This window comes from Marisediminitalea lipolytica (assembly GCF_001758465.1).
GTDB classification, from domain to species: Bacteria; Pseudomonadota; Gammaproteobacteria; order Enterobacterales; family Alteromonadaceae; genus Alteromonas; species Alteromonas lipolytica.
Genome location: NZ_MJIC01000003.1, coordinates 1 through 16,002 on the forward strand (window position 1 = coordinate 1; position 16,002 = coordinate 16,002).

Genomic DNA, 16,002 nt, shown 5'->3' on the forward strand with positions numbered 1-16,002 from the left:
ATAGATTCCCCCGGGCATGCCCGGGGTTCTTTCTGTTACAGCTCCATTCGGAGCTGATCTGAATCCTTCCGACCTTGATGCTCAACGTAGTTCCGTATTGTGTGCTCGTCTAAGCCTACGCTGCTTACAAAGTAACCCGGCGACCAAACAATATTTTCATTCCAATAGACCTTTCCTAGCCATTTGAATGTCTTTCTCATGTTTGACGCTGACTGGGCTTTGAGTTTACCCATCACTTCTGCTATCGAGTATTTCGGTGGAATGACCATCAACATGTGCATATGGTCATTATCAAAGCCCATTCGCTCTATCGTTACGCCGGGCATACTTCGAAGCAGCTTCGGCAACACTTTGCGCAAATACTCCACGACGAAAGGCTTCAGTATCCGACGCCTGTATTTGGTTACCCAGACGACGTGATATTGAAGTCTATATAGACCATGTGATGAGACTCGAACTTCCATCTTCGTAGCATACAGGCCTCGGACTCATTCATCCACGGGTAAACCCGTGGTGTTCTGTCGCTTCGCGACCGGTCACATAAAAAAGCGCCGTAAAGGCGCTTTTTTGGTCTGAATGGTTTGCTTATGCAGCCATCGCAGCCTGCAGTTTTTTCATAGCGTTCTTTTCAATCTGGCGAACACGCTCAGCAGAAACCTGATATTTATCGGCTAAGTCCTGCAGCGTTGTTTTATCGTCAGCTAACCAACGGGTTTCGATAATATCCTGACTACGCTCATCCAGTGTTTTCATTGCTGAGTACAAACGTTTGGTGGCGTTGGCATCCCAGTCATCGTTAATAACGCTGGACTCAACATCTTCTGATTTATCTTCCAGATACTGAACCGGCGCAAAGCTGCCGTTTTCATCATCGTCGGCACTTAAGTCGAAAGCCTGATCCTGTGAACTCATGCGAGCTTCCATTTGCAGTACTTCTTTAGTGCTTACGCCCAGCTCGTTAGCGACGGTTTGCACTTCTTCGTGACTAAACCAGCCCAGACGCTTTTTCGCCTTACGCAGGTTAAAGAACAGTTTGCGTTGCGCTTTGGTGGTTGCGACTTTCACAATCCGCCAGTTTTTCAGCACAAATTCGTGAATCTCAGCCTTAATCCAGTGTACTGCGAAAGACACCAGACGAACGCCTACAGAAGGGTCGAAGCGTTTTACCGCTTTCATCAGACCAATGTTACCTTCCTGAATCAGGTCAGCCTGTGGCAGGCCATAGCCTGAATAAGACTTGGCAATATGCACAACGAAACGAAGGTGCGACATTACCAGCTTACGTGCAGCATCAATGTCTTCGTCTTCCCGCAGACGCAACGCCAGTTCACGCTCTTCGTCAGCAGTCAGCATGTCTATTGTGCTGACAGCCTGAATGTAGCCTTCAATATTTCCATTGTGTGGAACAGACAGGGCCATAGATTGTAAGTTTTTACTTGTACCCACGCTCATAGTCACCTCAAAAAATCCTAATCACTTCACCGAAAAAATAACTCAAAAATTATTGATTGCGAAGCTGGGCTGGTGTTCATTCAGTTGGTATCCACCATTGATACACAGCCCGAGTAAAAACGAAATATAGGGGTTAATACCATACTTATCAAGACCCCGATACGATAAAAAAGTTCAATTAATTCCATCTGACCCAGCAAACAGACTCAGAGTACGTTGCGCTGTTCAGTTAATGCACTACACAATAATGTTAAGCCGACGTATTCTGTGACTTCCCACGGCTTAACTAAGATTGACCGGTAAGTGTACGTTAGCCTTTCACAATGCCGTAAATCATCCGCTGTTCAAATGGTTAGGCAATCTGTGCGGCGCTTGAAAAATGAGAATCGGATGATTATTGCTGACATTCATCGTATATTACGGTTCATTGAATACAACCAGATCATTAAACGCAATTAAATTGCGTCGAAATGCAGTATTGGGAGTTCGAAATGTTTGCTTACGTAGCCAGACAACCCATTGTTGATACCAAACAACAGCTATACGCCTATGAGTTGTTGTTTCGCGATGGTGAAAAAAACTGCTTTCCCGACATATCTCCCGATGAGGCAACATCCCGTATTCTCGCCGCCAGCCACCTCAACATCGGTCTTGAGGCCGTTACTGGCGATGCACTGGCGTTTATTAACTTTCATACCGATACCCTGCTGCACCGCTTTCCGACCAGCCTGAATCCGGCCAGCGTGGTGATTGAAATCACCGAAACCGTCGACGTCAGTGACGAATTAATTGAAGCCTGCCAGCACATTAAAGCTAACGGCTATCGGCTGGCCCTTGATGACTATGACCTGGAAGACAAATGGCAGGCGCTGCTGCCCATCATTAGTATTGTAAAATTTGATATCACCACGGTAACTGACGAACAAATTCGCCACACCCTGCCCCAACTAAAGGCCCACAATATCGCTTTAGTGGCAGAGCGCATCGAAACCCAGGAGCAGTTTGATTATTACCGGGATCTCGGTTTTGATTATTTTCAGGGCTACTTTTTTGCGAAACCGCAGGTTATCAAACATCGCAAGATGAGTTCGTCAGCCACTAACATGCTGAGTCTGTTAAAGGAAAGTGCTGCAGCAGAGCTTTCGCTGGCTAATATCAATGCCATTTTAGAACGGGATGTATCCCTGTCCTATCTGTTACTGCGGTTTATCAACAACCCAAACGTGAATAAACGCAACGAAATCACCTCGCTTAAACATGCCATGACCTTTATGGGCGAACAGGAAGTGAGAAAATTTATCGCTTTACTGGCGCTGGCCAACCTCAGTGATGACAAACCTATGGAGCTGCTTAGCATGAGTCTGGTAAGAGCACGATTCTGCGACCAGATTTTATTAGCGGTAAAACAATCAACTCCCCAGAACAGTGGATTCTTAACCGGTATGCTGTCGTTACTTGATACACTGATGCAGCAGCACATGCGCGAACTGGTCGATAAGCTACCACTGCCCGCAGAAGTCAGTGCCGCTTTATGCGGTGAAAATAACGTCCTCAGACAATGCTTAATGCTGGTCACCGCATTTGAGCGGGGGCAGTGGAAAACGGTAAGAACTTTAGGGACAGAACTTGGCCTGGGTCAAAAACAGCTTCACGATATCTATGTAAAATCGTTAACCTGGGCGAATGCGTTACAAAACGAAGTCAGCAAGTAGAAATACAATATTCGGTTTGAAACCGTTTGTCAGACAACAAAAGATGGATCAAACATTAAGCATAAGTTAAAGTTTTAAGATGTGGGTGAGTTTGGCCTGCTGAATATCAAGGATAATTATTTTAATGTTCGCATTTATCGCACGTCAGCCTATTTTAGACCGGGAAAAGGATGTTTTCGGTTATGAGCTGTTATTCAGAGATGGTAAGTCAGGCGCTTTCCCGATTCATGACGAAGAAAAAAGCCGTTATATCGCGCAGCATTTTCATACCCTGGGTTTAGATGATATCTGCGGTGACAAAACCTCATTTATTAACTTTAACAGCGATACCCTGATAGCCGGTCTGCCCGCCACGCTTAATCCCAATACGGTTGTTATTGAATTATCAGATTACCCGGCTCAGCAGTCTGCGTTGGTTGATGCCTGTAAACACGTAAAGCAACTGGGTTTTAAACTGGCCATTGACGACCCGGCGATGATTAGCGGTCAACATTCTATTTTCCCGCTTATCGATATTCTTAAAGTTGACGTCCACAAAGCCAACTACAATGTTATTGAACAAAATATTCCGCGCTTTCTGAAATCCAGTATTCAGCTGGTCGCCGAAAACGTAAATAACCACGACGATTTTGTGGTATGTCGCGACCTTGGTTTTCATCTTTTCCAGGGCTACTTTTTTGCTACCCCGGAGAAACGCATCCAGCGACAGCTGCCTGCATCCAAAATGAACCTGGTGGATTTGATGGGCGAAAGCTCCAGCAGCCAGTTCAGTCTCGACCGTATCAACCAGATTGTTGAGCGGGACGCCGCACTGTCATTTCTGTTGCTGAAATTTATTAACAACCCAACCATAAATAAACGCTATAAGATCACCTCGTTAAAACATGCCCTAAATTATATGGGCGAGGTGGAAATTAAGAAGTTTATTGCCTTGCTGGCCATGGCCAATTTAGGCGACGACAAACCGCTGGAATTACTCCATATGTCGTTGGTGAGAGCGAAGTTTTTTGATTTGTTAGCGCAGGAAAGAGGTCTTAATTCCAACCCCCCCATCGGCTTTTTGATCGGCTTGTTTTCATTGCTTGATGCCCTGCTTGATCAGGAAATGCCGGATATTTTACGCCAGTTACCACTCACCGACGAAGTTAACGATGCGCTACTGTGTAAGTCGGCAGAATTTAACCATTACATCAAACTGGTTAAAGCGTTTGAAGGCGCGCTGTGGATGAACGTTATTCGTGAATCCCGCGAGCTGGAAATTGATCAAAAATACCTGCACAGCTTATATAACCAGGCGATTGTATGGGGCAACGGCGTGCGTAAAACTATTTCTTCTTACTTCCCCAAAAAACTGGTAAACAATAACGACTAATTCCGGCGTGCTGCCTCAGGGCTCTAATTGTTGCTGCTGCACCGCTGTAATTAAGTGCGGGAAAAACGCCAGAAAGGTTTGCTCAAACTGCGCATAATGTCGGTGAACTTCATCGATACTGCCATGGAAGTCGTGCTTGAAGCGAATACGGTCAGCCGTGCGCTCCAGTGCCCTGTTAACGCCGGATAAATCCTTGTAGGTGTCAAGCCAACGATGATGAAGCATGCTCTTTATCATAGGCTGCATTGCATCAGGCATAACATCTACACGCTGCTCCAGGCACGCATAAGCCTCTTCGCTGAATGTGCTGAATGCCTTAGCGCTATAGCGATCCCAGTGTTTCAGTAAAAAGTGGTCAAACACGACGTCCAGCATGATACCGGCAAATCTGCGCCGCGGGGCCGATACCAGATGTCGCGCATCGCGCACCAGCTCGTGATTATCAGTAAATTTATCCACAAAAATATGGTTACTCACGCCAGCCTGAACCGCCTCAGAATAATCGGCCAGCTGCACGCCACGGCGAAAGTCCCCGAGTAAATTACCAAAACAGGAATCTGCGGTCGGTTTTGACAAAAATAAGTGAGCCAGATAATTCATAGCACTATAGGACACAAGCCAGCGTGCTGGCCTATTGGGGTTCTATTTCCCGTACATGTCGCTGCACCGAAATCAGCGAACCACCCAGGCCCAGCAGCACAGACAGCAATAGCATGGTCATCAGGGCTGACCCGGTTAACCCGGTGATATGGAAAGACTTGTCATACAGACTGGCAAAAGCCTGGATACTGCTGTCCATCCACCATAGGATTATGATCACTGCCATCCAGGCAATAACACCGCCAAGCAAGCCATACCAGAATCCGGTATATAAAAATGGCCGGTGAATAAATCCGTCGGTAGCTCCCACCAGTTTCATTACCAGAATTTCGTCGCGCTTGTTGAGGATATTCAAACGAATGGTATTACCGACAATGAGCACCACCGCCACAAAAAGTAGCAAACCAATGATGGTTACCAGTTCGGTGGCAATTTGCAGAAAGCCGTAGAGTCGCTCCAGCCATTCAATGTCCAGTTTACCTATATCGACCTCGCGCTGGCGTTTGAGCTTTTCCAGCAACAACTGCGCGGCTGTCGGCGCGGTGTGTTTTTCTGCGGGGGTCACCAGCACAACATCCGGCAGGGGGTTGGACTCCAGATACTTTACCGCATCGCCCAGGCCGGATAACTGCTTGAATTCTTCCAGCGCTTCATCGGCCGGCACGTACACTACCCGATCGATTTCGGACCAGGTTTGTAAGCGGGTTAATAATTGTTGCGCTTCAGCGGCACTGGTTTGCTCTTTTAAGAACAACGAAATCTCTGCCGCCTGCTCCCAGCCTGCACTGATTTTTTCGGTATTCTTAACCAGGATATACAGGGTGCTTGGTAGCGTAATACTGAGCCCCAGTACGCCAATGGTCATCAAAGACGCTGCGGGTTGACGCCACAGCTCTCCCAGACTACCCAGGGCCTGACGTATATGGTTTACAAAGAACATGACGAATCGCTGAGCAATATTAATTTTTCGTTCGGACGCCCCCTGGCTGCGGCCTTTAAATAATATACTCATCGTTCTTCCTCAACATCGGTCAGGCCGTCGGTGATCATTTTCCCGTTCTTCAGGGTTAACGTGCGATAGCGCATGCGGGCGATAAGTCCCAGATCGTGGGTCGCGATCAGGACTGACACACCAGCCTGATTAAAATCCTCAAACAGCCGGATGATTTCCATGGATAATTTGGGATCGAGGTTACCAGTTGGTTCGTCAGCCAGCAGCAAAGGCGGCTTATTTACTACAGCGCGGGCAATGCCCACCCGTTGCTGTTCACCGCCAGACAGCGTGATGGGAAGGTTACGGGACTTACTGCGTAACCCCACCATCTCGAGCGCAGCGTCTACCCGTTTGCCAATTTCCTTGTGGCCATAGCCTTCAATCACAAGTGGCAGCGCTACGTTGTCAAACACCGTTTTGTCCATCAATAGCTGATGGCTCTGAAAAATCATGCCGATGTCGCGACGAATGTAAGCAATCTGGCGGCGTTTGATAATGTTAAGATCATGACCGTTGATCAGCACCCGGCCAACGGTTGGACGCTCCATAATACTGATTAATTTAAGCAGCGTACTTTTACCCGCCCCGGAGTGGCCGGTTAAGAAAGCCATCTCGCCCTGGGCAATATGGAAGTCGACTTTTGACAGCGCCACCTGGCCGCCAGGGTAGGTTTTGCTTACCTGCTCAAATCTGATCATCAAGGATCCTAACTACTCTGTCTGTTATTATTGTGGTGCAGTCAGCGATTGTGTGGACTAACTTTTGTCACCCTCGCTAAACAACGCGTCGATAAATTCATCGCCGTTAAATCCGCGCAAATCATCAATTCCTTCACCTACGCCGATGTATCTGATAGGAATACCAAATTTATCGGCAATTGCAAAGATTACCCCACCTTTAGCCGTACCATCCAGCTTGGTGAGTGTAATGCCCGTCAGGCCAACGGCTTCTTTAAAGATTTTGGCCTGACTAATGGCGTTCTGACCGGTGGCGGCGTCGACCGTTAGCATCACCTCATGGGGGGCATCGGGATTCAGCTTCTTCATTACCCGAACCACCTTTTTAAGCTCTTCCATCAGGTTGTCTTTGTTTTGCAAACGACCGGCAGTATCCGCAATTAAGACATCCATACCCCTGGCTTTGGCTGATTGCAACGCGTCAAACAGTACTGATGCGCTGTCGGAGCCGGTAGGCTGGGCGATGACGGGTATATTATTTCGCTCTCCCCACACCTGTAACTGCTCAACCGCGGCAGCCCGGAAGGTATCACCAGCAGCCAGCATGACTTTTTTGCCCTGCTGCTGAAACTGCTTGGCCAGCTTACCAATCGTAGTGGTTTTACCAACCCCGTTAACGCCGACCATCAAAATAACAAAAGGGCCCTGAGCTGCATCGTGCTTCGCCATCACCTCTGGCAGTGGCTGTTGTACCGCATTCAGCATCTCTCTGAGCTGCTTCTTGAGCATTTCATACAGCGCATCACCGTCTTTGAGCTGTGAGCGTTTTGCGCCTTCTACCAGTTGATTAATGATTTTTTGCGTGGTGTCCATACCCACGTCAGCCACCAGCAGTTGGGTTTCCAGTTCTTCATACAGGTCATCGTCTATGGCTTTGCCACGGAACAGGCTAACAATACCGCTGCCCAGGTTTGCCTTGGTGCGCGACAAGCTGGCTTTCAGACGACCGAAAAATGATTTCTTTTCTACGGTTGGCGCAGGCTCCGGAGCGGGCTCTGGCTCAGGCTCCGCGGTGGGCACGTGCTCTTCTGCTGGCGCTTCAGGTTCAACTGGGGTTGCCGCTGGTGTTTGCTCTGTTGCAGTTTCGGTTTCTGTTGATGAGTCTGTCTTAACGTCGGTTGAGGACTCTGGTGACGTTTCTGCATCAGTTACAACCGCAGCAGCTTCGTCTTGCTGAGCCGGAACCGGTGAGTTGGAGGTATCTTGCTGTGGTGCTGGTTCTGGTGCTTTATTTTCATTCTTATTCTTGTTAAACCAGCCAAAAAGTTTAGACATTGTGGTGACAATTCCTTACTGAGAAACCGCTTTGTGCGGTAAACTATCAAAAATAAATGTAAGCGTGCTGCTATGTTTCAGCACATAATACCATCGACTGGCATAATGAATCGAGTAGCAAAACCATCCTCACGCCACAGCAAAAAAAGCGGTAGCGTTCGTATAATCAGCGGTCAGTGGCGCGGTCGCCGTTTACCGGTACTGGATGCTGAAGGCTTACGCCCCAGTACCGACCGAACCCGGGAAACGCTGTTTAACTGGCTGATGGCCCACGTGCAGGGCAGTCGAGTGCTCGATGTTTTCGCAGGCTCAGGCGTGTTAGGCCTGGAAGCACTCTCCCGCTATGCCAGCGAAAGTGTTTTTATTGAAAAACAAACGGCAACCGCCAATCAGTTAAAAGCGAATCTGGCGACGCTCAAAACCAATGCCCAGGTTTATTGTGCCGATGCCCTGAGCGTGCTGCCACAGCTAAAAACGCCCTTTGATATTATTTTTATCGACCCGCCATTCGGGCATAACCTGGTTAACCCTGCCCTGGCCGCACTTTATCAGCACGGCTTACTCGCAGATAACGCCTTGATTTATGTTGAACAGGAAGCCAATGGCCCCGCCATTGAGATGCCACCGGGTTGTGAGATCATTAAACAAAAACACACCGGCCAACTGGCATACTGCCTGATTCAGTTCAGCGTTTCTTAAGCACCGATTTCCAGACCGATATTGCTGATCCCTTCACTGGCGGCAATGTTTTTCAGCGTCGCCACTTTCTGCGTCATCGGCGCTTTGGTACTAACCGCATCCAGCAGTTCCTGCTGAATGGCAATCTCAAACTGCATCAACGGATGCGCCTTAACATTGTCTTCGTCTGCTTCGCCAGTTGCCAGTAAGTAAGCCTCTACACTGCCCTGGGACAGCTTGCTCACCACCACCGCGCCATGTAGATCGACCTTCATTATCAGGTTAATAGCCGAAGACATGGCAATAGCCGCATCCAACGCAGGATAAACGCCATAAGTCTCATAGTCGGCTACATCCGGGGTTGCTTCCTCAACTTTTTCCAGTTGGGTGGCAAAATTGATTTTGCTTTTGGGGCTGCACAGCGACTCCCAGATAAGCTCCAGGCACTTTGACAGGGTGTCCGGTTCAGCAAATTCGGTAAGCTCACAGAATAACTGATAGTTGGGAACCATACGCTGCAGCAGCGCCGCACTGAAAGCAATGGCGTCAGCGCCTTCCAATGCCCGGACCTGGGCGAAGGTAGAAAGTTTTGTTGTCAAAGTTATGCCTGTTAATCAAAGGATAGCGACAAAGTAATGGGGCACATATTAACCTACTTGAGAAAAATAAGTACCCACACCGTCTAAAAACATCTGGATTGCAATCATTACCAGGATCATTCCCATTAACCGCTCCATTGCTGTGAGACCACGTTCCCCCAACAAACGATGAAAAGCGCCGGAAAAGAATAATATGGTGGCACTGACCACCCAGGCAGCTCCCAGCGCCAGCGCCCAGTCAGCCATCCTGTCAGGACTCTGGTTAGACAGTAGTATCAGTGCCGCCAGGGTAGACGGACCCGCAATCAGCGGAATTGCCAGCGGTACGATATAAGGCTCCTCCCCGGCGGCTAAGCCCAGAGGGCTACCACCAGCTTTAGGGAAGATCATTTTAAGCGCGATTAAAAACAGGATTATTCCGCCAGCAATGCTTACGGTTTCCTGTTTAACATTAAGAAAATCCAATACCGCCTGGCCACTGAACAAGAAGACGTACAGAATCACCAGCGCAAATAACAATTCACGGATAAGTACCACCCGACGTCGCTTGGGCTCGATCATTTTCAGCACCGACATAAATATCGGCAGATTACCGAGCGGATCCATAATTAAAAACAGCATGACTGCCGCCGACCAGGTATCCATGACAGTGGTTATCCCCTATGTACATGTTGGGCCAACATTAACCCAAACATAAAGTTTATTTCACAAATTAGTATTTATGCGCTTTACTTTTTGTACTATCACATTTGCAGGTTGCAGTTATGAGTTTAATGACAGTCCAGGAAGTAGCGGCTTTTCTTAATGTTCAGGAAATCCGCGTTGAGCGTCTACAACGGGAAAGCTTGCTTGTAGCAAAAGAAAAAGACAGCGATGGCAATCCTTTATTCGACTCTGACGCAGTAGAAAAATACAAAATCCTCGCAGAGCGACTCGGTGGCATTTAACCACCGGGCCTGCCAGTTAAGCACTGTTATTACTGACCAATAAACGCTGCCAGGGTTCTGATTCCTGCTGCTGTAGCGCCTGCTGGCATTTCACTGGTTGCGCTGCCATGGTAAGCCGCGGCCAAATCCAGGTGCAACCAGCTATCGGTTGGCGTAACGAAGCGCGATAAGAAGCCCGCAGCGTTGGATGCACCGCCCGCGCCACCGCCTTTTTGCGGACGGCTGTTAGCGGTATCGGCAAAAGCCGATGGACATTTTTCCTGATGCCAGGTTTGCAGTGGCAGGGGCCAGAATAGCTCTTGCTGGTCCTGCGCAGTAGCCAGAAACGACTGGCTAAGGGTTGGGTTTAAACTAAACACGGCATGGTAATCGTAACCCAGCGCCACCGTGGCAGCGCCAGTTAAGGTGGCAGCATCAATGACACACTGAGCCTGAGACTCAGAGGCTGCAAGCAAACCATCGGCCAGTACTAAGCGGCCTTCTGCGTCGGTATTCACAATTTCAACCGAGACGCCATTTTTATAGGTCAGCACATCACCCAGTTTATAAGCATGTCCGCTGACCAGGTTTTCCGCGCAGCACAAAAATAACTTAACGCGCTTGTTGAGTCCCTGCATCATTGCCAGACCCAGCGCACCGGTTACAGTAGCGGCACCGCCCATGTCACATTTCATATCCAGCATACCTTCACTGGACTTCATGCTGTAGCCACCGCTGTCAAAGGTTATTCCTTTGCCCACCAGCGCATAAGCTACCGGCGCGTCGGCCTGCCCAGTGGGGTTATAATCCAGCTCCAACAAGGCCGGTGGTCGTTCACTGCCACGCCCTACATTGTAAATGCCAATCCAGCCCTCAGCAGCCAGTTCTTCACCGCTAACAATGCGGTATGTCACAGCGTCGCCTTTTAATGAGAGCAACCAGTCTGCGCTTTGCTGAGCCAGTTCTGCCGGTGCCAGCTGTTCCGGCGTGTCATTAGTTAATTTACGGGCAAACATCATGGCGGCGATTTGCTGCTCAGCGGCTGGTTTCCCGGCATTATCACACAGCGTTACCGCGCCTGGGTTGCGGGCTTTAGAAAAGCTCATCACAAAAGTAACCTGATCAATAACCGACCATTCATCGCTTAGTGTGACTGACGGAATGCCAAGACTGTCAATTTGTCTCGCCGCTTTACGAATCAAGCGCAGTCTTTCAGCCTCGTTTGGGATATGAATATGAATTTCGTCACCGGACAAGCTTATCAGCGCCTTATCTCCCCATTGCTCAGGGGCGGCGTTACGGGTGATCTTCACTTTCATGTCAGTCATAATACTCCTTACTATTTTTGTCAGGTTTACCTATGCAGTTTACTTCACCTTTGTTGCGCGGCACACTCCTGAAGCGCTATAAACGTTTTTTTGCCGACATATTGCTCGATTCAGGCGAGCAGATCACCGCCCACTGCCCTAATACCGGCGCGATGACAGGCTGTGCGGAGCCCGGCTATACCGTTTGGGTGAGCCCCTCAGATAACCCAAAGCGTAAACTTAAGTTCACATGGGAGCTGGCCGTAACCCACAAAGGTGAATGGATAAGTGTCAATACGCATCGGGCTAACAAATTGGTTCAGACTGCGCTGGAAACCTTTTCCATTACAGAAATCAGCGACTATACCGACGTCAAACGGGAAGTCAGTCCTGCCGGTTTTCATTCGCGTTTTGATTTTTGTGTTACCCGACACGACGACTCGCCGCTATATATTGAGGTGAAGTCAGTGACACTGGCCCAGGACGATAAAGGCTATTTTCCCGATGCTGTAACCAGTCGGGGAACAAAGCACGCACAAGAGCTGGCGGCACTGGCGGAAGAAGGCGTTGCCACCTGTCTGCTATTTTGTGTACAGCATACCGGCATTAAAAGTGTACAACTGGCAGAGCATATTGACGCCAAATATGCCGCTGCGGTGCGCGACGCAGCCCAGAGAGGCGTCCGCGTTTTCGCCGTCGGCTGTCAAATTAGCGAAGAAAAAATTAATATAAATCAATCACTACCAGTATTTTTGTAAAAAAAGAGTTGATTTTTAATAAATGGACGTCATATTTGCGCCTTGCTGAAATATGCAGGTACCTTCGGGTACAGCCATGGGGTAAACCATAAAGCACTAAGTTTACCTCGTCAGACATAGACACTTTACGTTGCCTGTACAATACTATTCTGCTATAGATATTTGTTTATTTCGGGACATTTAGGGTGTCGTAGTGTAGGAGAAGTGACACATGCCAGCTGAGAAAGAAACCAAATCCCTTGGTCTTTTGGCACTAGCCGGGCTGACCCCGTATCAGCCAAAAGATGACGAAGAGTATATGAACGATGCTCAGATGGAGCATTTTCGTCAAATACTTAAAGCCTGGCGTAACCAGTTGCGTGAAGAAGTAGATCGCACAGTTACACACATGAAGGATGAAGCAGCGAATTTCCCTGATCCGGTAGACCGGGCAGCGCAGGAAGAAGAGTTCAGTTTAGAACTGCGTACCCGCGACCGTGAGCGTAAGCTGATCAAGAAAATCGAAAAAACCCTGAAACGCATCGAAGAAGACGATTTTGGTTTTTGTGACCAGTGCGGTATCGAAATCGGTATCCGTCGTCTGGAAGCTCGTCCCACGGCCGATCTGTGCATCGACTGTAAGACCATGGCTGAAATTAAAGAAAAACAGCTTCAGGGTTAATGACAATGACCGGCCAGCGCAGCATTGACTGGCCGGAAATTTCTCCCTCTTCAACCCGGCATCCGCAAAAGGTGGTTGGGTCTCATTATTTGTTCTCACGGCTACCGCTATCGTGACCTCTGTCCCTATTTCTTCAACGCACTATGTTGGTCGCTTTGCGCCTTCCCCCACCGGACCGCTACATTTTGGTTCGTTAATCGCCGCTTTAGCCAGTTATCTTGATGCCAAAGCACACAATGGCACCTGGCTGGTGCGTATGGAAGACATTGATGCGCCGCGCTGTATCGCCGGGGCGGATAAACAAATCCTCGACTGTCTTGCTGCACATGAACTTATCTGGGATGGTAAAGTCCGTTATCAATCAGCCCATCTTGGCGACTATGACAAGGTTTTGGCCGTACTGCGTTCTCAGCAGGTACTTTATGCCTGTCAGTGCACACGCAAGCAAATAAAAAGCACCGGGGGCGTTTACACCGGTACCTGTCGGGAGCTGGGCTTAGCCGAGTCCGGCAACGCCCTGCGATTTAAATGTGACCAACCTGTCACCACATTCAACGACAATCTCCTGGGCCCGGTAGAAATTACCGATCCCCATGCACTGGAAGATACCGTTTTGCGTCGTCGGGATGGCCTGCACAGCTATAATCTGGTTGTCGTGGCCGACGATATTGCCCAGGGGGTCAACCACATTGTGCGCGGTAGCGATTTACTCGCCACCACTGCGGCACACCTTACGCTGTACAGACAACTTGGCGAACAGCCACCTGCTTATGCACATATTCCGGTTGCAGCGACCTCCTCAGGGCGTAAACTAAGCAAACAAAATCATGCCAGGCCACTGGATAATCGACATGCGCTGAATAACCTGCAACAGGCGCTGACTTTTTTAGGCTTCGCGGATATCGCCAGCAACCACACTACAACGGCATCACTACTTAGTGCAGCCATTAACGCCTGGCAGTATAATAGTGTGCCTAAACAGCACGAAATCATTGTCGACGGGGCAGAATCTACTTATCATAATGGCCCTGAGATTTAAGGAGTAGTTACCATCATTACCCGCGTTCTGGACAAGGTAAAACGCGCATTAAGCCGCGACAGCGAATCAACACCACAAATTAAAGGTGTGGTGATCCCTCGCGCTGAACATGCAATTTCCCGAGAAGATATCAGCGATAACGCCCTGAAAGTCATGTACCGCTTAAACAACGCAGGCTTTTCTGCGTATCTGGTTGGCGGCTGTGTGCGGGATTTAATGCTTGGTCATAAACCCAAAGATTTTGACGTGGTTACCAACGCAACCCCGGAACAAATTAAGGGGTTGTTTCGTAACTGTCGTCTGATTGGTCGTCGTTTTCGCCTCGCTCATATCGTATTTGGTCGTGAAATTATCGAGGTAGCCACTTTCCGTGGGCACCATAACGAAGACCCGTCGGTGGCCAAACAGGACGATGAGGGGCAGTTACTGCGGGATAACGTGTTTGGCACCATCGAAGAAGACGCAGAACGTCGCGATTTTACCTTCAATGCCATGTATTATGACGTCGCGACCTTTTCGGTTACGGATTTTGCCAATGGTATCAATGCGATTAAACGTGGCGAAGTTGACCTGATAGGCGACCCGGAAGTCCGCTATCGCGAAGACCCGGTCAGAATGCTGCGTGCCGTGCGCTTTGCCGCCAAGCTGGATATGACTATTAATCCACGCACCGCTAAGCCTATTAAAGAATTAGCGCACCTGCTATCGAATATCCCTCCCGCCCGTTTGTTCGAAGAAATGCTTAAGCTTTTCTTGTCCGGTCACGGCCTGCAAACCTTCCGGCTGTTACGTGAATACAACCTGCTCGAGCCATTATTCCCAATGCTTGGCAAAGTGTTTGCGGCACCGGATAGCAAAGAAATTGGTTTGATTGAACTGGTGCTAAAGAATACCGATGAGCGCATCAACACTGGCCAGCGGGTTACACCAGCGTTTCTGATTGCCACCTTACTGTGGTATCCGGTAGAAGAACACGCCACTAAATTACAGTCAGAAGCCGGTTTAAATGGTCACGACGCGTTTAACATTGCCATGGGTGATATACTTCATCGTCAGTCGCAGCGCATCATGATCCCTAAACGGTTCAGCACTGTGGTCAGGGATATCTGGCACTTGCAGCAACGCCTGCCCCGCCGCTTTGGTCGCCGGGCTTTTCAGTTGCTGTCTCACCCCAAATTCCGCGCAGCCTACGACTTTTTATTAGCGCGAGGCCGAACTGAAGGGGGCGATTTACTGGAGCTGGCTGACTGGTGGACTCAATTTCAGGACGCATCGCCTGCCAATCAGAAAAAAATGCTGAATACCCTGCGTCAGGAAGAGGGGAGAGAGCCCCGTAAACGTCGCCGTCCACGTAAACCAAAGTCAGACAGTCATGCCCAGTAAACAAATTGCTTATATTGGCCTGGGGAGTAACCTTGGCGATTCGGTCAGTCAGTTGGTCTCGGCGTTGTGTGCCATCAGCGAGCTTGCTGACACCCAGGTGCTAAAAGCATCCTCCTTTTATCAGAGCAAACCGATGGGACCACAGGATCAGCCTGTATATGTTAATGCGGTGGCCCGTATTTCAACGGCGTTGGCCCCCCATGAATTACTGGCTGCGTTACAAAAAATTGAGCATTATCACGGCCGCGTTCGGGAAGGAGAACGCTGGGGACCACGAACCTTGGATCTGGATATCCTGCTGTATGGCGATGAATCGGTAAAAACGCCTGATCTGACTATTCCCCATATCGGTATGGCAGAGCGTGAATTTGTGCTGGTGCCACTTTTTGAAATCGCATCAGAAATGATTATGCCTGACGGTTCCCCCCTGGCCTTATGGGTATCCCGTTGCTCGTTGGAAGGACTCAGGCGTCTCGCTTCCATCAACGAACAAGCAGCGCATTAACGGC

The 16,002-nt window shown here is 49.1% G+C and carries 18 protein-coding genes; 9 read left to right on the forward strand and 9 right to left on the reverse strand.

Going from position 1 to position 16,002, the window contains the following annotated elements; translation table 11 throughout:
- Positions 1 to 35 precede the first annotated feature (35 nt).
- A complete protein-coding gene (tnpA, locus tag BFC17_RS01515; RefSeq protein ID WP_070174559.1) occupies positions 36 to 464 on the reverse strand; it encodes an IS200/IS605 family transposase in 429 nt (142 codons plus the stop codon).
- A gap of 121 nt (positions 465 to 585) precedes the next feature.
- A complete protein-coding gene (gene rpoH, locus BFC17_RS01520; RefSeq protein WP_070174709.1) occupies positions 586 to 1,452 on the reverse strand; it encodes an RNA polymerase sigma factor RpoH in 867 nt (288 codons plus the stop codon).
- Positions 1,453 to 1,943: 491 nt separating this feature from the next.
- On the opposite strand from rpoH, the gene BFC17_RS01525 reads away from it, so the two are divergent.
- Entirely contained in the window at positions 1,944 to 3,164 is a 1,221-nt protein-coding gene (locus BFC17_RS01525; RefSeq protein ID WP_070174737.1) for an EAL and HDOD domain-containing protein, read from the forward strand.
- Between the two features lie 124 nt (positions 3,165 to 3,288).
- The gene (locus BFC17_RS01530) at positions 3,289 to 4,536 is read left to right on the forward strand and encodes an EAL and HDOD domain-containing protein (protein ID WP_070174710.1); all 1,248 of its coding nucleotides are present in this window, start codon (positions 3,289 to 3,291) and stop codon (positions 4,534 to 4,536) included.
- 15 nt (positions 4,537 to 4,551) lie between these two features.
- Here BFC17_RS01530 and BFC17_RS01535 read toward each other — a convergent pair whose 3' ends face one another.
- The 4 genes from BFC17_RS01535 to ftsY are packed head-to-tail and all read right to left on the reverse strand — an operon-like array spanning position 4,552 to position 8,142.
- The gene (locus tag BFC17_RS01535; RefSeq protein ID WP_070174711.1) at positions 4,552 to 5,136 is read right to left on the reverse strand and encodes an acyl carrier protein phosphodiesterase; all 585 of its coding nucleotides are present in this window, start codon (positions 5,134 to 5,136) and stop codon (positions 4,552 to 4,554) included.
- Positions 5,137 to 5,167: 31 nt separating this feature from the next.
- Entirely contained in the window at positions 5,168 to 6,148 is a 981-nt protein-coding gene (ftsX, locus tag BFC17_RS01540) for a permease-like cell division protein FtsX (RefSeq protein WP_070174712.1), read from the reverse strand.
- Entirely contained in the window at positions 6,145 to 6,828 is a 684-nt protein-coding gene (ftsE, locus tag BFC17_RS01545) for a cell division ATP-binding protein FtsE (RefSeq protein ID WP_070174713.1), read from the reverse strand. Before ftsE ends, ftsX begins: the two co-directional genes overlap by 4 nt.
- 57 nt (positions 6,829 to 6,885) lie before the next feature.
- Positions 6,886 to 8,142: a signal recognition particle-docking protein FtsY gene (ftsY, locus tag BFC17_RS01550; protein WP_070174714.1), complete on the reverse strand. Its 1,257-nt coding sequence runs from the start codon at positions 8,140 to 8,142 to the stop codon at positions 6,886 to 6,888.
- 105 nt (positions 8,143 to 8,247) lie between these two features.
- On the opposite strand from ftsY, the gene rsmD reads away from it, so the two are divergent.
- Positions 8,248 to 8,841 (forward strand): 16S rRNA (guanine(966)-N(2))-methyltransferase RsmD, encoded by a 594-nt coding sequence (rsmD, locus tag BFC17_RS01555; protein ID WP_070174715.1) that lies wholly within the window; start codon positions 8,248 to 8,250, stop codon positions 8,839 to 8,841.
- Here rsmD and BFC17_RS01560 read toward each other — a convergent pair.
- Positions 8,838 to 9,419: a YjaG family protein gene (locus BFC17_RS01560; RefSeq protein ID WP_083271520.1), complete on the reverse strand. Its 582-nt coding sequence runs from the start codon at positions 9,417 to 9,419 to the stop codon at positions 8,838 to 8,840. The genes rsmD and BFC17_RS01560 overlap by 4 nt on opposite strands.
- Positions 9,420 to 9,467: 48 nt before the next feature.
- Entirely contained in the window at positions 9,468 to 10,064 is a 597-nt protein-coding gene (locus BFC17_RS01565) for a YhgN family NAAT transporter (protein WP_070174717.1), read from the reverse strand.
- Between the two features lie 119 nt (positions 10,065 to 10,183).
- Between BFC17_RS01565 and BFC17_RS01570 the strand changes: the two genes are divergently transcribed.
- A complete protein-coding gene (locus BFC17_RS01570) occupies positions 10,184 to 10,366 on the forward strand; it encodes a helix-turn-helix domain-containing protein (protein ID WP_070174718.1) in 183 nt (60 codons plus the stop codon).
- A 29-nt stretch (positions 10,367 to 10,395) separates the two neighbouring features.
- Here BFC17_RS01570 and pepB read toward each other — a convergent pair whose 3' ends face one another.
- A complete protein-coding gene (gene pepB, locus BFC17_RS01575; protein WP_070174719.1) occupies positions 10,396 to 11,673 on the reverse strand; it encodes an aminopeptidase PepB in 1,278 nt (425 codons plus the stop codon).
- Between the two features lie 32 nt (positions 11,674 to 11,705).
- Here pepB and sfsA point away from each other — a divergent pair, with 32 nt between their 5' ends.
- The 5 genes from sfsA (at position 11,706) to folK (ending at position 15,998) form a co-directional block, all read left to right on the forward strand.
- On the forward strand, positions 11,706 to 12,410 hold the full coding sequence (gene sfsA / locus BFC17_RS01580; RefSeq protein ID WP_070174720.1) for a DNA/RNA nuclease SfsA: 705 nt from the start codon (positions 11,706 to 11,708) through the stop codon (positions 12,408 to 12,410).
- A gap of 211 nt (positions 12,411 to 12,621) precedes the next feature.
- Complete coding sequence (gene dksA, locus BFC17_RS01585; protein ID WP_070174721.1) at positions 12,622 to 13,071, forward strand: RNA polymerase-binding protein DksA; 450 nt, start codon at positions 12,622 to 12,624, stop codon at positions 13,069 to 13,071.
- Between the two features lie 112 nt (positions 13,072 to 13,183).
- Positions 13,184 to 14,110: a tRNA glutamyl-Q(34) synthetase GluQRS gene (gene gluQRS, locus BFC17_RS01590; protein WP_070174722.1), complete on the forward strand. Its 927-nt coding sequence runs from the start codon at positions 13,184 to 13,186 to the stop codon at positions 14,108 to 14,110.
- 93 nt (positions 14,111 to 14,203) lie between these two features.
- Complete coding sequence (gene pcnB / locus BFC17_RS01595) at positions 14,204 to 15,493, forward strand: polynucleotide adenylyltransferase PcnB (RefSeq protein WP_070174738.1); 1,290 nt, start codon at positions 14,204 to 14,206, stop codon at positions 15,491 to 15,493.
- The gene (gene folK / locus BFC17_RS01600) at positions 15,483 to 15,998 is read left to right on the forward strand and encodes a 2-amino-4-hydroxy-6-hydroxymethyldihydropteridine diphosphokinase (RefSeq protein WP_070174723.1); all 516 of its coding nucleotides are present in this window, start codon (positions 15,483 to 15,485) and stop codon (positions 15,996 to 15,998) included. The genes pcnB and folK overlap by 11 nt, the downstream gene beginning before the upstream one ends.
- Positions 15,999 to 16,002 lie beyond the last annotated feature (4 nt).

Bases quoted from the DNA above. Each gene is read 5' to 3' on its own strand.
- rsmD (WP_070174715.1), top strand. From the start codon at position 8,248: ATGAATCGAGTAGCAAAACCATCCTCACGCCACAGCAAAAAAAGCGGT.
- ftsE (WP_070174713.1), bottom strand. From the start codon at position 6,828: ATGATCAGATTTGAGCAGGTAAGCAAAACCTACCCTGGCGGCCAGGTG.
- BFC17_RS01570 (WP_070174718.1), top strand. From the start codon at position 10,184: ATGAGTTTAATGACAGTCCAGGAAGTAGCGGCTTTTCTTAATGTTCAG.
- pepB (WP_070174719.1), bottom strand. From the start codon at position 11,673: ATGACTGACATGAAAGTGAAGATCACCCGTAACGCCGCCCCTGAGCAA.
- tnpA (WP_070174559.1), bottom strand. From the start codon at position 464: ATGGAAGTTCGAGTCTCATCACATGGTCTATATAGACTTCAATATCAC.
- ftsX (WP_070174712.1), bottom strand. From the start codon at position 6,148: ATGAGTATATTATTTAAAGGCCGCAGCCAGGGGGCGTCCGAACGAAAA.
- dksA (WP_070174721.1), top strand. From the start codon at position 12,622: ATGCCAGCTGAGAAAGAAACCAAATCCCTTGGTCTTTTGGCACTAGCC.
- BFC17_RS01535 (WP_070174711.1), bottom strand. From the start codon at position 5,136: ATGAATTATCTGGCTCACTTATTTTTGTCAAAACCGACCGCAGATTCC.
- BFC17_RS01530 (WP_070174710.1), top strand. From the start codon at position 3,289: ATGTTCGCATTTATCGCACGTCAGCCTATTTTAGACCGGGAAAAGGAT.
- sfsA (WP_070174720.1), top strand. From the start codon at position 11,706: ATGCAGTTTACTTCACCTTTGTTGCGCGGCACACTCCTGAAGCGCTAT.
- folK (WP_070174723.1), top strand. From the start codon at position 15,483: ATGCCCAGTAAACAAATTGCTTATATTGGCCTGGGGAGTAACCTTGGC.
- BFC17_RS01525 (WP_070174737.1), top strand. From the start codon at position 1,944: ATGTTTGCTTACGTAGCCAGACAACCCATTGTTGATACCAAACAACAG.
- BFC17_RS01565 (WP_070174717.1), bottom strand. From the start codon at position 10,064: ATGGATACCTGGTCGGCGGCAGTCATGCTGTTTTTAATTATGGATCCG.
- rpoH (WP_070174709.1), bottom strand. From the start codon at position 1,452: ATGAGCGTGGGTACAAGTAAAAACTTACAATCTATGGCCCTGTCTGTT.
- ftsY (WP_070174714.1), bottom strand. From the start codon at position 8,142: ATGTCTAAACTTTTTGGCTGGTTTAACAAGAATAAGAATGAAAATAAA.